This is a genomic window from Kribbella sp. NPDC050470, from assembly GCF_044458365.1.
GTDB lineage: Bacteria > Actinomycetota > Actinomycetes > Propionibacteriales > Kribbellaceae > Kribbella.
The window spans coordinates 157,373-173,863 of record NZ_JBITHV010000008.1 but is presented as its reverse complement, the minus strand read 5'-3'; the positions used below and the strand labels follow the sequence as shown (position 1 = coordinate 173,863).

Sequence of the window (16,491 nt, the reverse complement as noted above, 5' to 3'; positions counted from 1 at the left end):
GAGGCCGCGCGCCACTGGGTGCGCGACACCCGATGGCGTGCCGCCGTGGAAAGCGATCCCGACGTCGGCTCGGGTTCTATTTGAGGTGGAAGACGTGGACCAGGTGTGGTGTGTCGGCGAGGGTATGGGGCGCGAGTGCGTGATAGGCCCAGACGTGGACCCAGGCGTTGCCGGTTCGCACCGTGAGGACGGTCTTGAACATTCCCGGCGTAAAGTACGTCAAGAGCAGGAAGGCGACTGACAGGGCGGCGTTGCCCGGTGAGTTGAAGATCGCCCAGGCGTCCCAGACGTGCAGCGCGGTGTAGGTGAGGCCGCCCAGGATCACCGTGGTTGCGGTCGACCCGGTGAGGCGGAGGAAGCGTGGCACCAAGATTGCGTAGACGAAGATCATCGCGGGCAGGACGGCGCCGGCCAGATACAGCGCGAAGGTCAGGGGAACCCCAAGCGCGAGTTGAGGTGCGGTCAGTTCGAAGATCTGCGGGTTGAGCGCGGCGAGCTGAACGAGTGATTCGATCAACAGGATCACGCCCACCAGCACGGTGTCGGCGCGGCGGTTGCTCGAGCGGAGATTGAGCGCCGCGGCCGAGTAACGGCGCCGAAAGACCAGGAGCGGGACTACCGCGTAGACGACGAGGTTATAGGCGGCCCAGGCGATTGACTCCGCGCGGCTGACATGTTCATGCGTTCCGTAGATCGACCCGGCGAGGTGCAGGCCGAAAGGATGCCAACCGGCGAGTCGGGCCAGGATGAAACCGAGGCCCAGTCCGGCTGCCCCGTAGAGCAGCAGGAGCAGCGTTTCGCGGGCGGCCACGGACCGCTCGGGGGCGCGGTCGGCCAGGTTGGGCACGGTCCGCTTGCGGGTCAGCCGCCAGACCAGCGCGGTGAGTAGGAGAACCTCAACAAGGGCAAGGTTGGCGTCCACCAGGTGGCCGACCGGAGTCCGCGCCGCAGCGGTCGGCCAGTCGAACGGCAGGCGGTCCCCCGCAACGGCAAAGACCAATGCGTTGGCAGCGATCCAGCCCAGCACGGCGAGGCGGACACTGCGTTGACGAACCAGCGCGGCGAGGTGGCGGCGGGTCGGTCTTGGATGCGCCTCAGGGTCTTGGACGAGGGTCATCGGATCTCCGAGCGTTTCGTAGTACGACTGTGCTATCACGATGAGACTAGCACGACTGTGCTATAAAAGGTCAATGCCGAAGGTTGTGGATCCTGTGGAGCGCCGCCAGGACGTTGTCGAGGCGGTACTTCGGCTGGTACGCCGCGACGGTCTGGAGCAGGCCTCGGTCCGCAACGTCGCCCGCGAGGCCGGGCTGTCGATGGGCTCGCTGCGCCACTACTTCGCGAGTCAGTCCGAGCTCATGATGTTCGCGTTCCGGACCGTGATCGACCGGATCGAGGCCCGCCTTGCCAGCTTGGAGCCTGAGCCCGACCCGAGGCGAAGAGCAGAGCGTGTACTGCTCGAACTGCTACCGCTCGATGACGAACGGCGCGCCGAGAACGAGGTCTGGTTGGCCTTCACATCCCGCGCCATGGTGGACCCGGCGCTCCGGGCCCTGCGCGACGAGGGGTACGACGCGCTCCGGGCGGGCTGCCGTGCGATCCTCACCGAACTGTCGGCAGCCGGCCTCGCCCCGACCGACATACCGGCAGAGACCGAGCGGCTGCACGCCCTGCTCGACGGCCTCGCCGTGCACGCGACCATGCGGGCCGACATCCACACCGCCGAATCGTTGAGAGCCGCGATCGGCCGTCACCTCGACGGCCTCGCGATCGAAACCTGATCGTCACGCAGGGCACCAACGAGCGCTCGGCGTATGTCAGTCACTGGCTGCATTGGCCTGCCCGGAGGCGGCGATGTCTGCGGCTTAGTCGTGCCCGACAGGTGTTGCGCACGCATCGCCGGCTGCACCCAGCGCCGATTGCCGCCCAATCGGCGGGTCAGTCGCAGGACCGAACACCTGCCCACACCTACAGAATTCACCTTCACCCAGGGCGAGTTTGGTGTCGTGCATTGTCTGGCTGGAGTGGTTGATCGGCGGGTGCACGACCTCGCCTCCGAGCTGGTCCACCCCGCGACCGGTAACGCCCGTCGTCCCGGCGCCCCGGGATGGTGAATAACAAACCCCGTGGATCGCGGCATCTAGGTGATCAAGGGGACGCAAAAGGGCGGACGTCAGCCGGCACAGTGCTCGACCGACCACAGCCGATATCGCGGCCGAAAGAGAAGCGATTCTGGGGCTCTCGCGACGCTGATTGGAAGGGCCTTGAGATGTTGCATTTTTCATTGGCGCTGGCGCCGCTGTGCGGTACGCCGGTGCCGCGGCCACGACCGCGGACTGCGTTCACACCGGGCGGGGTCCTCCGGCGAGTGGTGGCGTTGCTGCGTAATAGAGCTCTCGGTTCAGGAACGCCGACTTCCGTGTCTGGTGGGCCGAGTATCGCATCACCAAGCACTGCCGCCCCGCCGTCGTCGGTGATCTCACCCTCGACTGCGACCTCTGGAACAGCCCGACGGCTCGCGAAGAGGCCCCCGGAGGGCTCTCCCTGGGCCGGCCGAACGCTGGCCTGCTCACGTCCGGGCCGGTCCACACCGCGACCGGTAACGCCCATCGTCCCAACGTCCTGGTTTGGTGAATAACAAACCCTGTGGATCGCGGCATCTAGCTGAGCAAGGGGGGAACGCAATAAAGGCGAACGTCGGCCGCAGCAGTGCTCGACCAACCACAGCTGATATCGCGGCCCAAGACAAGCGAGTTCTGGGGCTCTCGCGACGCTGATTGGAAGGGCTTTGAGATGTTGCATGTTTCATTCGCGCTGGCGCCGCTACGCGGTACGCCGGTACCGGAGTCACGACCGCCGACTGCGTTCACCGCGGGCCGGGTACTCCGGCGGGTGGTGTCGATACTCCTGACAGCGCCACTGGTGGGGCTGTTGCTTGGAGCGATCCCGTCCGCTCAGGCGGCACCGGATCCGAGACTGACCATCACCGACGTCACCCTGGACAAGACCGCGGTCGCGGTCTCCGGCCTCAACACAGTGGCCGTGCAGGTTCGGGTCAAGGGCGGCTACGACTCCGCCGAACCCAACGACGCGAACATGCCGCTGGTGGCCCATCTCCAGCGGACCGGCGGCACCGGCAGCCCGACCTACCTGATCTCGACCGATCTGCCGCGGGTGTCCGGCACGACGCAGGACGGCGAATGGGCCGGGCCGGTGTATGTTCCGTCCACGGCCGACGGGAAATTCACCGTGATCGGCGTGACCACCGGGCCATTGATCGTCTACGAGCTGGGACCCATGCCGGCCGATCCGACGCTGGTGGCTGGGCCGACCCTTACGGTGACCGGCTATCACCTGCCGAAGATCACCGCGAAGGTGACCCCGCCGATCGTGCCCTTCGGATCCGGTTTCAGCATCACCTGGTCGGTGATCGACTCGGCGACCGGAAAGCCCTACGCGACCCGGTTCCGGGTACTGGTCGGCATCGACAGCCAGTGCGACCAGGACGTGGGCGGCGACTTCCCGCTCACCAGCCCGAGCGGGACCGTCACGAAGGCGTATCCGGCGTCGGCCGCGAACGCCCTCCACTGCCTCCGGATCCCCGCCCGCCCGGGCGACAGGGGGGACATCGCCGGTCTGAAGTTCTTCGTCGCCCGGCCCGGGATCGTCTCGGCCATGCCGTCGAAGACCAGCGCCCCGGTCGGCACGATCGTCCCGGTCAACGGCTCGGTCGCCGGCGCCCCACAAAGCTGCAAGGTCTGGCTGCAGCGGCTCTACGGAGCGACCCAGTGGCGTTCGGTCAGCTCCGGGCTGGTCCGAGCGAGCGGACGATTCACCCTCAACGCCCAGCCGGCGTACAAGGGCCTGATCCCGTACCGGGTCTACTTCCCGACGTGCTACCACTACCAGTCGGGCCTCAGCAAGGTCTTCTACATCCGCGGCCTCTGATCCAGCTGTACGACGACCGCCCCGCGACCAGCACCAGAGTCGCGGGCGGTCGCCGTTGCCGGACCGTCCGCACACACACGCGCCGGTCAGCCGGCAGAAACACAAACAGGCGAACCGGGACTAAGTGGGCGAGAGGATCGCAGAACCATCATCTAGGTCCAGGCCAGCATCGCCGGATCCTGCAGTCGGCCGGGGCGTCCCACCGAGGCCGCACCAGCCACTCATTGACGGCTGGTGACACGTTTCTACCAACACACCCACTCGTGCGCGACACCTGTCGCGCACCATCGCCCAGCAACGACCCGCGGCCTGACCTCGCAAGATTCGGTCAGGGTGCGAGAACCGAACACCGCCTCCCCCAACAGAATTGACCTTCAGCCAGGCGTCTCTGCGGCCGGGCGTGTAGCGGGTGGCGGCGCCTTTGACGACGAGCCCTTCGGCGCGCCCATCGCGGCCGGCAGGACCTCGAACCAGTCCGTTGCCTCGTCGAGATCGCTGGTGACCGGGGTCAGTTGCAACTGGCGGCGCCCAGGTCGCCGCCAGCCGCCGATGGCCAGCAGGTCGAACGCCGCGTAGGCGGCGGGCAGCTCGGCGGCGGCGACGACATCGGGGAACCGGTCGCTGATGTCGTTGCGGTGCGCGTCCACAGCCGGGCCTGGCTGCCTCGACGGACCACCGCGACCCGGCTAGTTGACTGAACTCGTTTGGAGCGCTGCCTAGCGCTCGGAACCTCATGTGCCGCAGCGCAAGCACGGTCGGCGACCCGGATCATGCGGTGAGGTTGGAGACGACCAGAGCTTGCGAGGTACATGTGCTCCGACCCTTGGGTGTTATCGGGCCCTATGCCGGAGATCGTGGCATCGAATGGCTATCTTGGAGATCGCACCTATTGCTGCCTGTGGCCGCAACATGGATCGCCGTTGGGTCGGCGCTAAGTCACACTGACCGACCGGAAGCTGCAGGACACGCATGGAGCTAGGCGACGTCGCTGGCCAGATGGGCTACGGCCACGGCGGCTGGTACACCCCGGCAGTAGGTCAACCTACCGGCCAACCGCGGTGGTGTTCGGGCGAAGGACTCGGTTCCCCTCGAGCGCTGACCAGTTGTTTCCCGAATACCAGCACGTGGCCGTCGGAGGCATCATCTGCGGCGGGCACAACTACGCCTCATACGTTCGCGCCCAACATGTGGATCCACGCACGCCCTGGTACGGACTCGGGCTAACTGCCCGCCGCCGGATGTTGCTATCCCTCCGGCGGTACGGGCGCCCGTACCACGGTGGCGGTGCCGTCGGGGTCCGTGACCGTGCAGCTGACCGCGTTCGAGGCAAGGCCAGTCTTCTTGCCAAACGCCTTGGCGACGATTTCTACGCCCCCAGTAGGCGTAAAGGTGATCAGTAGCAGGACCATGTGCTGGTCGTCGATCCACCGGCTCGCCGAGTCGCCGGGCGTGCCGACGACCGTGATCGCGCCTTCGGCGCAGGCGACGGTGAACGTCTCCAGACCATGTCCGGGCGGGGCGTCGGCGCCGGCCGGCAGCGCGGGCAACGCGACCGCGGCGGCCGTTGACGCGCCAAGTGCGAGAAGTCGCTTCATGTGTTCCCCCCGGTGAGGTGGCTTAGGCATCCACTATCCCGCAGCCAGCGTGCTCCAGTCTCGTGTTTGAGCGATCGCGTCTTACTTCCACCGCTAGTCGGAGGATCGCTGGCGGGTCGCCGACCCCGAAGGCAACGAGATGGTGATCGTCAGTCGGACATGAGCTCGCGTTGCTCCGATCGATCGAGTCCGGCCTGCCACCGATTCTTGGCAACGATCTGGGCACGCTCCGACGTAGATCGTCCCAATGAACACCGACCTCGCACCCCCTGCCCACGCTCCTCACGCAGGACCGCAACTGACCACTGCACTCAAGCAGGTACCCAGAACATATGTTCCCTTAAGTCTTCGTAACGATGTCTTCCATGTAGCCCACGAAGGCTCCTTGAGCAGGCCTTGTGCTCCAGCTGTAGACCGTGATCGCGCTGGTCGGGCCCGGCAGCAGACGTGTGCGGCCAGGTAGGTCACACTCCGAATGACGCGAGCGCTTCGGTATCAGAAGTGTTAGCGGGCGTCTTCGGAACCGGCGTCGAGCAGCTTGGTCGGGTCGTCGCCCACTACGCCGGAATCGCCGAACGCACCAAGAGCGCGCGTCGGGTCACCGAGCTAGCTGGGGTTCTGACGGGACTGCTGCCGGACGGACGGGGCATGTCCAGTCCAGTGAACATCTTTCCGTCTGTGGTCCGGGCGTCGTATGCTGCGCTGTAAGCCAAGTCCGCTACCGTGCGGGGGGAAACCTGGAGGAGTTCGGTGTCGTCCAGCATCAAGATCGCCATCGCCACGCCGCTCGAGCCCGGCCTGCGGCCTCTGCTGACCGAGGTCGACCCGCGGGTGGACCTGCTGGTCGACGACGCCCTGTTGCCCGCGCAACGGTTCCCCGGCGACCACGAGGGCGACCCGGGGTTCCGGCGGACGCGCCGCCAGCAGGCCGAGTTCGACCGGCTGCTGGCCGAGGCGGACGTCTTCTACGGGATCCCGGACAACAAGCCGGCCGCGCTGGCGTCGGCCGTTCGGTCGAACCCCCGCCTCCGCTGGGTTCAGACGATGGCCGCCGGCGGCGGTGCGCAGGTGAAGGCGGCCGAGCTGACGGCCGCCGAGCTGAGACGGGTGCAATTCACCACGTCAGCCGGAGTGCACGGCCGCACTCTCGCCGAGTTCGCTCTCTTCGGGGTGTTGGCGGGAGCGAAGGATCTGGCCCGGTTGCAGGCCCAGCAGGCGACCCGGCAGTGGACGGATCGGTGGGCGATGAAGCAGGTCCACGAGCAGACGGTGGTGGTCGTCGGCCTCGGCGGGATAGGCAAGGAGACGGCCCGGCTGGTCAAGGCGCTCGGCGCCACTGTGCTCGGCACGAAACGTCAGCCTGAGCCGGTCGAGTACGTTGACGAGGTGCACCCGATCGAGGCCGTGTCCGAGTTGGTCGGCCGTGCGGACGCCATCGTCTTCACCTTGCCCGAGACCACCGCCACCCGGGGTCTGTACGGCGCCGAACTGATCGCCGCGACGAAACCCGGAGCGACCATCGTGAACGTCGGGCGCGGTACCGTGATCGACGAGCCGAGCCTGGTCGACGGGCTGCGATCGGGCCGGCTGGGTGCGGCCTTCCTGGACGTGGTCGCCGTGGAGCCACTGCCCGCAGACTCACCGCTGTGGGCGATGCCGCAGGTCGTGATCGCACCACACACAGCAGCGTTGAGCCCGCATGAGGACCGCCGTATCGCGGAGCTCTTCGCGACCAACCTGCACAGGTTGCTCAACCGGAAGGAACTGCTGAATGTCGTCGACATCACGCACTTCTACTGAGGAACCCGGGCACGAGCCGCCGGCCGCGGTGCGCCGTTTCCGGTCCGACGGCGAAGGCAGTCCGGCACCTGCGGTGACGAGGGCCGCAGCGATCCTCGACGCACTGGAGGTCGCCGGAGGTGAGCCCCTGGGAGTCAGCGACCTGGCCAGATCCCTGGGCATCGCCAAGTCCTCCACGTCGCACCTGTGCCAGGCCCTCGAGGACGCCCGCATCATCCAACGGCGCGAGAACGGCTACGTCCTGGGCCGGCGCACGGTCGAACTGGCGGGCGCCTACCTTGCGGGATTCGACGAGGTCCGCAGCTTCTACGAGCTCTGCTCCCGCACGGTGTCCCTCCGGGACCACGTCGTCCAGATCGCATTGCTGGACGGCACGGACGTGCTCTACCTCGCGCGGTACGAGGGGCGGTCACGGTTCCGGTTGGCGGCCAACATCGGCGAGCGGTTCCCGGCCGCCCTGACGGCGACCGGCCAGGCCCTGTTGGCGGTCCTGCCACCGGCCGAGGTCACCCGCCGTTTCCGCGGCGTGGAGATCCCGCATATGACCGACGCTTCCTTGTCCGGCGTTGCGGCCCTGCAGGCGCGGCTCGCCAAGGCGCGTGCGGACGGCTACGCGTTCGACGACGAGGGCGTGCATCCCGGCGTCATCGGTATGGCCGTGCGACTGACCCCGCGTCAGGCCGGCGGCCCCATGCTGTCCCTCGGCGTGACCGTCTTGAAGAACCTCGCCACCGAGTCCATGCGCGAGAAGTTGCTCGGCGAACTGAAGTCGGTGGCGGCCGCCCTGAGCAACCCGCTCATCTTCGGCTGACCCGAAACACTCGCTGCGGGTCCACCCAGCGCGACGCGACGACTCTGCCCGTTGTACGGCGCAGAGCAGCTTGCCATGCCCGCATTCGCTCCTCCCGAAATTCATCCGGTACCACCTATTGAACGCTGTTCCGTAGGTGGTTATGGTGTGCGTCACGCAGTGCCCACTTCGCGAAGCTCTGGGACTCCAGTTGGGCGCTCCCCGTTCACGACATCCGCCCCATGGCCCCACAGGTCTAGGAGGACGCATGACACAACAAGCCCAGGACTCGGCAGTGGACCACCGCGCACAGGTGCCCCCCGAGCAGTTGCGCAAGGCGACCCTGGCCGCCTCAGTGGGCAGCGCGCTGGAGTACTACGACTTCGCGCTGTACGGCACCGCATCGGCGTTGATCTTCGGCAAGCTGTTCTTTCCTGCCTTCGGCGTGAACCAGGCGCTGATCCTCAGCTTCGCGACGTACGCGATCGGATTCCTGGCGCGGCCCCTCGGTGGCCTGTTCTTCGGCATGATGGGCGACCGGCTGGGACGCAAATGGGTGCTCACCTTCACGATCGCGATCATGGGCCTGTCCTCCACCTTCGTGGGGCTGCTGCCCACGGCCGCCACGATCGGCATCTGGGCACCGACGATCCTGGTCGTGCTGCGACTGCTGCAAGGATTCGGGGCCGGCGCCGAACAGGCCGGAGCGACCGTGCTGATGGCCGAGTACTCCCCCACGAAGAATAGAGGATTCCTCTCCGCGCTGCCCTTCGTGGGCATCCAGGCAGGAACTCTGCTGGCGGCCGCCGTGTGGGCCCTGCTGGGCCTGGCCCCCGACGAGGTACTCTACGGCTGGCTGTGGCGGGTACCGTTCCTCGCCTCGATCGTCCTGATCGCGTTGGCGTTGTTCATCCGCCTTCGGCTGCGGGAGTCCCCGACGTTCGTCGAGCTCGAGAAACAGGAGCAGATCGCCGAGCATCCGCTGCCCGAACTGTTCCGTACCGCGCGCAGGCAGGTCTGGCGCGGCATCGGACTGCGGATGGGCGAGAACGGCGGCTCCTACCTCTTCAGTACCTTGTCGATCACCTTCGTCACCTCGAGCGCCGTCGGTCTCGGCAAGTCAATCGGACCACTCGCCGTCGCTGTCGCCTCGGGTATCGGCATACTGACTGTCCCCCTGGCCGGAGCGTTGTCGGACCGCTTCGGAAGAATCCCGGTCTACCGCACCGGAGCCGCCTTCCTGACCTTGCTCGCCTGGCCGGCCTGGTACCTGCTCTCGCTCGGCAATCCTGCCCTGGTCGTCCTGGTCGTCGTACTCGGCGTGAGCCTCGGCGTGAACACGATGCTCGGCGCGCAGTGCGCGATGTTGCCGGAACTCTTCGGGAACCGGCACCGCTACATCGGCGTCGCGGTGTCCCGCGAGTTCTCGGCCGTCATCGCCGGCGGCGCGGCGCCGCTGCTCGGTGTCTGGTTCCTCTCCATGACCGACTACTCGTGGTGGCCACTGGGCCTCTACACCTTCGTGCTGGGTCTCATCACCGTCGTCACCACCTTCATCACCCCCGAGACCCGGGCACGCACGCTGACCCGGATCGAGGACGTTCCCCTCGCCGGCACACAGAATCAGCGGGGAGCCGCATGACGCACCCACTGTTCGACATCACCGGGCGCAAAGCCCTGGTCACCGGATCCTCCCGCGGAATCGGCCGCGCGCTGGCCCACGGTCTCGCCGAGGCGGGCGCAGAGGTGATCCTCAACGCTCGTTCGGCCTCCGCGCTCGCCGTGGCGGCCGGCGAGATCAAGCGGGATACCGGTGGCACGGCCCATGCGATGCCGTTCGACGTCACCGATCCGGCCGCGGTCGCCGCGGGTATCGCCGAGATCGAGGAGACCATCGGTCCGCTCGACATCGTTGTGAACAACGCCGGGATGCAGCGACGGGCGCCGTTCACCGACTTCACCGTCGAGGACTGGAACGCCCTGCTGGCCACCAACGTGACCAGCGCCTTCCTCGTCGGTCGCGAGGTCGCCGCTCGCATGAAGCCACGCGGCCACGGCAAGATCATCAACATCGCGTCGCTGCAGTCGGAGGTCAGCCGGCCGGGCATCGCGCCGTACGCCGCGACCAAGGGCGCGATCAAGATGCTGACCCGCGGCATGTGCGGCGACCTGGCCGGGTCGGGGATCTGCGTCAACGCCATCGGTCCGGGCTACTTCGAGACCGAGCTGACCAGCGCCCTGGTCGCCGACGAGGCCTTCTCAGCCTGGGTGCGCAGCCGCACACCTGCCGGTCGCTGGGGCAAGGTGGATGACCTGGTCGGCACGCTGATCTACCTGGCGTCCGACGCCTCCGCATTCGTCAACGGCCAGATCGTGTACGTCGACGGCGGAATGCTCTCCGTGCTGTGAGCGCCAGGCAACAACCGTCGGGTCCCGGCGCAACGCCGCGACCCGACGGCTCTGGCTCCGCACCTCGATCGAAGGGATAGACATGTTGGCGCTGGTGGTCCATGGGCCGGGGGATCTGAAGTTCGACGACTTTCCCCAGCCGTCGCCGGATCTGGGTCAGGTCCTGGTGCGCAACACGCACGGCGGCATCTGCGGCTCGGATCTTCACTACTACCGGCACGGCGCAGTGGGGGCGTTCGCACTGCGCCAGCCGCTCGTCCTCGGCCATGAAGTCGTCGGACGTGTCGAGAGCGATCCGTCCGGCACGCTGCCCGGGGCACTCCGGTGGCTGTCCATCCCGCGTCACCCTGCGGCGACTGCCCCGAGTGTGCAGCCGGGATCCGCAACGTCTGCCGCAACGCGCGGTATCTCGGGTCGGCGGCAAGCTTCCCGCACACGCAAGGGGGCTTCTCCGAGTACATGATCGTTCGGCAAGACCAGTTGCGGGTGTTGCCGCCCACTCTTCCGTTGTCGCGGGCTGTTCTTGCCGAACCGTTGGCCGTCGGCCTGCACGCGCTGAACCGGGCCGGTGGCGTGGCCGGGGCGAAGGTCCTGGTCAGCGGATCCTGACCGATCGGAATCCTGGCCGCGGGTGCGGCGAAGGCCGCGGGCGCCGACGAGGTGTGGACCACCGACTTGCTCGACCTGCCCTTGAAGATCGCACTCGACGCCGGCGTGGATCGCACCGTGCGCATCGGCACCGACGAGCTGCCGGACCAGTACTTCGATGTGGCTCTCGAGGCGTCGGGAGCCACGGTGGCGGTCGGCCCGGCGCTGGCCGCCGTACGCCGTAGGGGCGTGCTGGTGCAGCTGGGCATGTTTCCGCCCGGCCCTCGCCCGGCCGAGCTTTCCGGCCTGGTGGCCAAGGAGATCGATGTTCGGGGCGCGTTCCGCTTCGACACCGAGCTCGACGAATCCATTGGCCTGCTTGCCGGTACCGGCGTCCTGGACCCCGTGATCACCCACACGTTCGACCTGTCCGACGCGGTCGCGGCGATGGATGTGGCCGCCGACCCCGCGTCGTCGGGAAAGGTCGTCCTTCGGTTGTCCGACTCCTGAAGGTCGCCGGAGCAGTACCGAACCGCTTTCGAAATGACGACAAAAGGAACTCTCATGACCGCCAGCAATCAGATCGATGCTTCGACCGCCCGGCAGGGGAACACCGTAGGCCGCGTGGGGGTGGTCGGACTCGGAGTGATGGGTCACGCCATCGCCACCCGCCTGCAACGAGAGCTCGGCGGGCTCGCTGTCACCGACCTTCGACGAGACGCCGCGGACGAGCTCGTCGCCCAGGGGGCGACCTTCTACGGCACCGCCGCGACGATCGCCGCGCACTGCGACATCGTCGTACTGTCCCTGAACACCGCCGAGATCGTCGAGCAGGTCGTGTTCGGCGAACGAGGCGTCCTGGCTGGGTGGACCTCCGACCGGGACGGGTTGATCATCGACATGTCGTCGATCGCGCCGGACCGCACCCGCGACTTCGCCGAACGGGTCGTCGAGCAGCGCGTCCACTGGGTCGACTCCCCGTTGTCCGGCGGCGCCCCCGGGGCGCTGGCAGGCCGGCTCAGCCTCATGGTCGGCGGCGACGACGCCTCGGTCGGCCGGGCCACCGCAGTCCTGGACCACCTCGCGGCCAGAGTGACCCACGTGGGCCCGAGCGGCGCGGGCCAGTTCGTCAAGCTCATCAACCAGATACTCGTCGGGATCGGGTTCAGCGCATTGGCCGAGATCTCGGCGCTGACCCGGGCTGCCGGACTGGATCCGAAGGCAGTGCTCTCCTCCTTGACAGGCGGCCGCGCCGATTCCGCGCTCTTCCAGGAGTTCTTCCTCAAGTTCGCCGCAGCCGATCTCACGCCCACCGGAAATATCGCCAACATGGTCAAGGACCTCGGCACGGCCGCCGCCGCAGCCCACTCCGAGGACCTCGTGCTGCCCCTCACCGAACTCGTGCTCGCTCAGAACCAGGAACTGGTCGACCAGGGACTCGGTCGGGGTGACAACGCCAACCTGATGCGGCTCTACGGGCAGGTCGAGTGACGGCGACAAGCTCTCCCCCGCGGCACCCGGTGCTCGTGATCATGGGTGTCTCCGGGGCCGGAAAGACCACGGTCGCAGGCATTCTCGCCGCGCAGCTGGGGTGGGACAACGCCGAGGGAGACGACCTTCATCCGCTCGCGAACGTCGTGAAGATGTCCGCCGGCGTGCCGCTGACCGACCAGGACCGCCGGCCCTGGCTGGACCAGGTAGCGGCTTGGATCAGAAGCCACGCCGAGGCCGGCGTTCCCGGCATCATCACCTGCTCGGCCCTCAAGCGCAGCTACCGGGACCAGTTGGCCGGCGACAACGTGGTCTTCGTGCACCTCTCCGGCTCCGCGGACCTGATCGGCCGGCGGCTCACCGAGCGAACGGACCACTATATGCCTGCCACGCTGCTCGCATCCCAGATCGCCGTACTGGAACCGCCGCAGACGGACGAGAACACCCTGTCGGTCCTGGCCGAGCGGCCACCCGCCGAGATCGCGGCCGAGATCATCCGTCGCCTCGAGCTCACCCCTGAACCGGCCACCAGAAGCCGTCGTACTCATCCCCAGCCTGAGGAGAATCACGTGTCGTACGTCCCTACCGCCAAGGCCGACATCGGCGTCACCGGACTGGCGGTGATGGGGTCGAACCTGGCCCGCAACCTTGCCCGGAACGGATTCGTCACCGCCGTGCACAACCGGTCGTACGCCAAGACCAAGGCCCTGATCGACGAGCACGGCGCCGACGGCACCTTCGTCCCCTCCGAATCCATCGAGGACTTCGTCGCCTCGCTGGCCGTCCCCCGCAAGATCCTCGTCATGGTCAAAGCAGGTGACCCGACCGACGTAGTGATCGACGAACTCGCCACGCTGGTGGAACCGGGCGACATCATCATCGATGCCGGCAACGCCAAGTTCGCCGACACCCGGCGCCGACAGGCCGGCCTGCAGGAGAAGGGAATCCACTTCGTCGGCTGCGGTGTGTCCGGCGGTAAGGAAGGTGCCCTGAACGGCCCGTCGATCATGCCCGGCGGTTCGGCGGAGTCGTACGAGTCGCTCGGCCCGATTCTGGAGAAGATCTCGGCTCACGTGAACGGGGCTCCGTGTTGCACGCACATCGGCACCGACGGCGCCGGGCACTTCGTCAAGATGGTGCACAACGGCATCGAGTACGCCGACATGCAGCTCATCGCCGAGGCCTACGACCTGCTCCGCCGCGGAGCCGGACTCGCCCCGGCCGAGATCGGCGAAGTCTTCGCCGCCTGGAACAAGGGCGAACTCGGCTCGTTCCTGATCGAGATCACCGCTGAGGTGCTCGGTCACGTCGACGCCGAGACCGGGCGACCGTTCGTGGACATCGTCTTGGACGCAGCAGGCATGAAGGGCACCGGCACCTGGACCGTGCAGACCGCGCTCGAGCTGGGCGTCCCCGTGTCGGGCATCGCGGAGGCAGTCTTCGCCCGTGGTCTCTCCTCGACGACGGGCCTGCGTGCAGCCGCTGCTGGCAGGCTGCCGGGGCCGACCGGCGCGTGCGCGGTCTCTGACAAGGACACGTTCGTCGAGGATGTCAGGGGCGCGCTCTACGCCTCCAAGATCGTCGCCTACGCCCAAGGCCTGGACGAGATCTCCGCGGGCGCGGCGGCGTACGGCTGGTCGATCGATGTCGGTGCGGTGGCGCGGATCTGGCGCGGCGGGTGCATCATCCGGGCGAAGTTCCTGGACCGGATCACCGAGGCCTATGACGTCGCCGCCGGCACCGAGCTTCCCGAATCGTTGCTGTTGGCACCGTACTTCACCGACGCCATCACAGCCGCGCAGGACTCCTGGCGCGACGTCGTCGCGGGAGCCGCGAGAGCAGGTATCCCAACGCCCGGCATCGCGGCAGCGTTGTCCTACTACGACGGTCTGCGATCGGAACGGCTGCCCACCGCCCTGACCCAGGGCCAGCGCGACTTCTTCGGGGCGCACACCTACCAGCGTGTGGACAAAACCGGGACCTTCCACACCCTGTGGGCCGGCGACCGCACAGAGAGGCACTCCGCATGATCCGGCCGGAACGCGAACTCGCCGCCATCAACCTCGCGATCGGGGACGCCGAAGCGTCCGCGGATCGAGCCTTCTTCGAACGTCTCCTCGCACCGGCCTTCAGCATGGGCCGCCCGGATGGCCTGCGCTTCGACGACCGGGCGACCTTCCTCGACTCCTTGACCGTCAGCTCGCCACGGCAGACGCGCATCGAGTCCACGACGATGTTCGACAACCGGGCGGTCGTGGTCTGCGCGGTCTCCAAGGCCACTCCGGCCGGGGCGCAGCATTTTCGCAACATCAGGGTCTTCACCCGGCAAGCCGACGGTGCCGGCTGGCAACTGGTGTCGTGGGTCAACGAGCCGCTCGCCCCGCTCGGCATCGCCGGCGACGCTGGCGTCGCAGAAAGCGCGACGCCGGTCGGTGGTGCCTGATGCTGGTCGCCAGGATCCAGGTCACGGCCGGACCCCACCAGGGCGCACGAACGTACGCCGACGTTCAACTGGACGCCGACGACACCGCGAGCTATCACCCGATCGCCGATCCCTTCGCCTCCGACGCGGCAGGGACGATCAGCACGACCTCCTCGATACCGGCCGAGCACGCAACCCTGCTGGCGCCGTGCCACCCCCGGGTCATCGTCGGCATGGCGCACAACACCGGGCAGGCCGACCAAGCGCTACCACCGCAGGCGTTCCACAAGTCTCCACACTCGGTCATCGCCCCAGGAGAAGCCATCGAACTGGAGGCGAGCCGGCACCACCGCATCGACGCCGAAGCGGAACTCGCCGTCGTCATCGGCACACCCGCCCGCAACCTGACCCGTGACAACGCCCTCACCGCCGTATTCGGCTACACCTGCGCCAACGACGTCACCGACCGAACCGCCCAGGCAGCGGACAGCCTGTCGACCACCGCCAAGAGCAGAGACACCTATACACCGCTCGGACCGTGGATCCGCACGGATCTCGATCCGAGCGACGTCGCGGTCCAACTCGGCGACGACACCGGTCTCGGCCCGCAGGCGAGCACGGCCGGACTGGCCCGAGGAGTCGCCGACGTACTGGTGTATCTCTCCGTCGTGATGACGTTGCATCCCGGCGACGTCGTCCTCTGCGGCGCCGCCGGTCCCAGCAGGCGGCTGCGCCCAGGCGGCGTCAGCCGGGTCATCGTGCCCGCCATCGGAACGCTGACCAATCCCGTCGTCACGCTCGGCTCAGCGACCTCGCCCCACCGGTACCAGCCGCGGGTCACCCGTGACCTACTGACGACGGCCTCGCCGGAACGTGGTCCCCAGGCTGTTGGAACAGGGCGCGGGCCCGTGGAGTCGTCGGCGCGGACCGACCAACCCTGCCGGCCATCCACGCCACCGAGGTACGCGCCGAGCGCCGAAAGGCGTTGGCGCGGAACCCTAGCTGTCACCTATTCGTGCAGCAGACCCAACCAGGCTGCACACCCTTTGCGCACCTGAATCAGCGTGCAGCATTGCGCAGGCACGCGAGTCGACGCACACTCCGACTTCGAGAAACCGCAGGTCACCGGCAACATTTGCGGGCCAGCGGCAACCTTCGATCAGTCTCCGTTGGAATTCAGCGGTTACGGGGTTCGAGGCGCGCCCCTATCTGCGACCCCGACGCATGCGATAAAGGCAAAGTCGACCAAGGGGTCGACCATCAATCGACAGTCCTCTCGACGTCGTCACAGCTCTGCGTGAGTCGCCCAGACGTTGAACCTGAGGTTCGGCAGTGCGTGAGGGTGTGAGGGCGATGGCGTATGCGAAGGATCTCTGGACTCATCCGGTGATGCAGGCCGATGGGACGGTTCGGCGGGAGCAGAGTAGGAGGTGGGGGCGGGGGAAGCG

General features: G+C 67.5%; 15 protein-coding genes and 2 pseudogenes. 14 read left to right on the top strand and 3 right to left on the bottom strand.

The annotated features are described in order from the left end of the window. Positions 1–76: 76 nt before the first annotated feature. Complete coding sequence (locus ACIBGM_RS24875; RefSeq protein WP_396386885.1) at positions 77–1,117, bottom strand: hypothetical protein; 1,041 nt, start codon at positions 1,115–1,117, stop codon at positions 77–79. Between the two features lie 73 nt (positions 1,118–1,190). Here ACIBGM_RS24875 and ACIBGM_RS24870 point away from each other — a divergent pair, with 73 nt between their 5' ends. Both ACIBGM_RS24870 and ACIBGM_RS24865 read left to right on the top strand, forming a co-directional pair. Beyond that, positions 1,191–1,781 (top strand): TetR/AcrR family transcriptional regulator, encoded by a 591-nt coding sequence (locus ACIBGM_RS24870; protein WP_360538956.1) that lies wholly within the window; start codon positions 1,191–1,193, stop codon positions 1,779–1,781. A 1,012-nt stretch (positions 1,782–2,793) separates the two neighbouring features. Beyond that, entirely contained in the window at positions 2,794–3,948 is a 1,155-nt protein-coding gene (locus ACIBGM_RS24865; protein ID WP_396386884.1) for a hypothetical protein, read from the top strand. A gap of 374 nt (positions 3,949–4,322) precedes the next feature. Here ACIBGM_RS24865 and ACIBGM_RS24860 read toward each other — a convergent pair whose 3' ends face one another. Beyond that, entirely contained in the window at positions 4,323–4,595 is a 273-nt protein-coding gene (locus ACIBGM_RS24860) for a hypothetical protein (RefSeq protein ID WP_396386883.1), read from the bottom strand. Between the two features lie 597 nt (positions 4,596–5,192). Further along, positions 5,193–5,543 carry a hypothetical protein gene (locus ACIBGM_RS24855; protein WP_360538702.1) on the bottom strand — a complete coding sequence of 117 codons (351 nt, stop codon included), beginning with the start codon at positions 5,541–5,543 and terminating at the stop codon, positions 5,193–5,195. 750 nt (positions 5,544–6,293) lie between these two features. Here ACIBGM_RS24855 and ACIBGM_RS24850 point away from each other — a divergent pair. The 12 genes and pseudogenes from ACIBGM_RS24850 to ACIBGM_RS24795 all read left to right on the top strand — a co-directional run bounded on the left by ACIBGM_RS24850 (position 6,294) and on the right by ACIBGM_RS24795 (position 16,101). After that, complete coding sequence (locus ACIBGM_RS24850) at positions 6,294–7,343, top strand: D-2-hydroxyacid dehydrogenase (protein ID WP_396386882.1); 1,050 nt, start codon at positions 6,294–6,296, stop codon at positions 7,341–7,343. A 73-nt stretch (positions 7,344–7,416) separates the two neighbouring features. After that, positions 7,417–8,154 carry an IclR family transcriptional regulator gene (locus tag ACIBGM_RS24845; protein ID WP_396386881.1) on the top strand — a complete coding sequence of 246 codons (738 nt, stop codon included), beginning with the start codon at positions 7,417–7,419 and terminating at the stop codon, positions 8,152–8,154. A 247-nt stretch (positions 8,155–8,401) separates the two neighbouring features. Next, entirely contained in the window at positions 8,402–9,775 is a 1,374-nt protein-coding gene (locus tag ACIBGM_RS24840) for an MFS transporter (protein WP_396386880.1), read from the top strand. Next, the gene (locus tag ACIBGM_RS24835; protein ID WP_360538714.1) at positions 9,772–10,542 is read left to right on the top strand and encodes an SDR family oxidoreductase; all 771 of its coding nucleotides are present in this window, start codon (positions 9,772–9,774) and stop codon (positions 10,540–10,542) included. Before ACIBGM_RS24840 ends, ACIBGM_RS24835 begins: the two co-directional genes overlap by 4 nt. A gap of 82 nt (positions 10,543–10,624) precedes the next feature. Continuing rightward, a pseudogene (locus tag ACIBGM_RS24830) lies at positions 10,625–10,822 on the top strand (alcohol dehydrogenase catalytic domain-containing protein); the annotation flags it as partial. Between the two features lie 44 nt (positions 10,823–10,866). After that, positions 10,867–10,977: pseudogene (locus ACIBGM_RS24825) on the top strand (hypothetical protein); the annotation flags it as partial. A 24-nt stretch (positions 10,978–11,001) separates the two neighbouring features. Continuing rightward, positions 11,002–11,151, top strand: a complete 150-nt coding sequence (locus ACIBGM_RS24820; protein ID WP_396387072.1) for a hypothetical protein — start codon at positions 11,002–11,004, stop codon at positions 11,149–11,151. A 3-nt stretch (positions 11,152–11,154) separates the two neighbouring features. Continuing rightward, positions 11,155–11,640 (top strand): zinc-binding dehydrogenase, encoded by a 486-nt coding sequence (locus ACIBGM_RS24815; protein WP_396387065.1) that lies wholly within the window; start codon positions 11,155–11,157, stop codon positions 11,638–11,640. Positions 11,641–11,694: 54 nt separating this feature from the next. Then, entirely contained in the window at positions 11,695–12,621 is a 927-nt protein-coding gene (locus tag ACIBGM_RS24810) for an NAD(P)-dependent oxidoreductase (RefSeq protein WP_396386879.1), read from the top strand. Next, the gene (gndA, locus tag ACIBGM_RS24805; protein WP_396386878.1) at positions 12,618–14,651 is read left to right on the top strand and encodes an NADP-dependent phosphogluconate dehydrogenase; all 2,034 of its coding nucleotides are present in this window, start codon (positions 12,618–12,620) and stop codon (positions 14,649–14,651) included. The genes ACIBGM_RS24810 and gndA overlap by 4 nt, the downstream gene beginning before the upstream one ends. Next, on the top strand, positions 14,648–15,064 hold the full coding sequence (locus ACIBGM_RS24800) for a nuclear transport factor 2 family protein (RefSeq protein ID WP_396386877.1): 417 nt from the start codon (positions 14,648–14,650) through the stop codon (positions 15,062–15,064). Before gndA ends, ACIBGM_RS24800 begins: the two co-directional genes overlap by 4 nt. After that, positions 15,064–16,101 carry a fumarylacetoacetate hydrolase family protein gene (locus ACIBGM_RS24795; protein ID WP_396386876.1) on the top strand — a complete coding sequence of 346 codons (1,038 nt, stop codon included), beginning with the start codon at positions 15,064–15,066 and terminating at the stop codon, positions 16,099–16,101. The genes ACIBGM_RS24800 and ACIBGM_RS24795 overlap by 1 nt, the downstream gene beginning before the upstream one ends. The last annotated feature ends 390 nt before the right edge of the window (positions 16,102–16,491 follow it).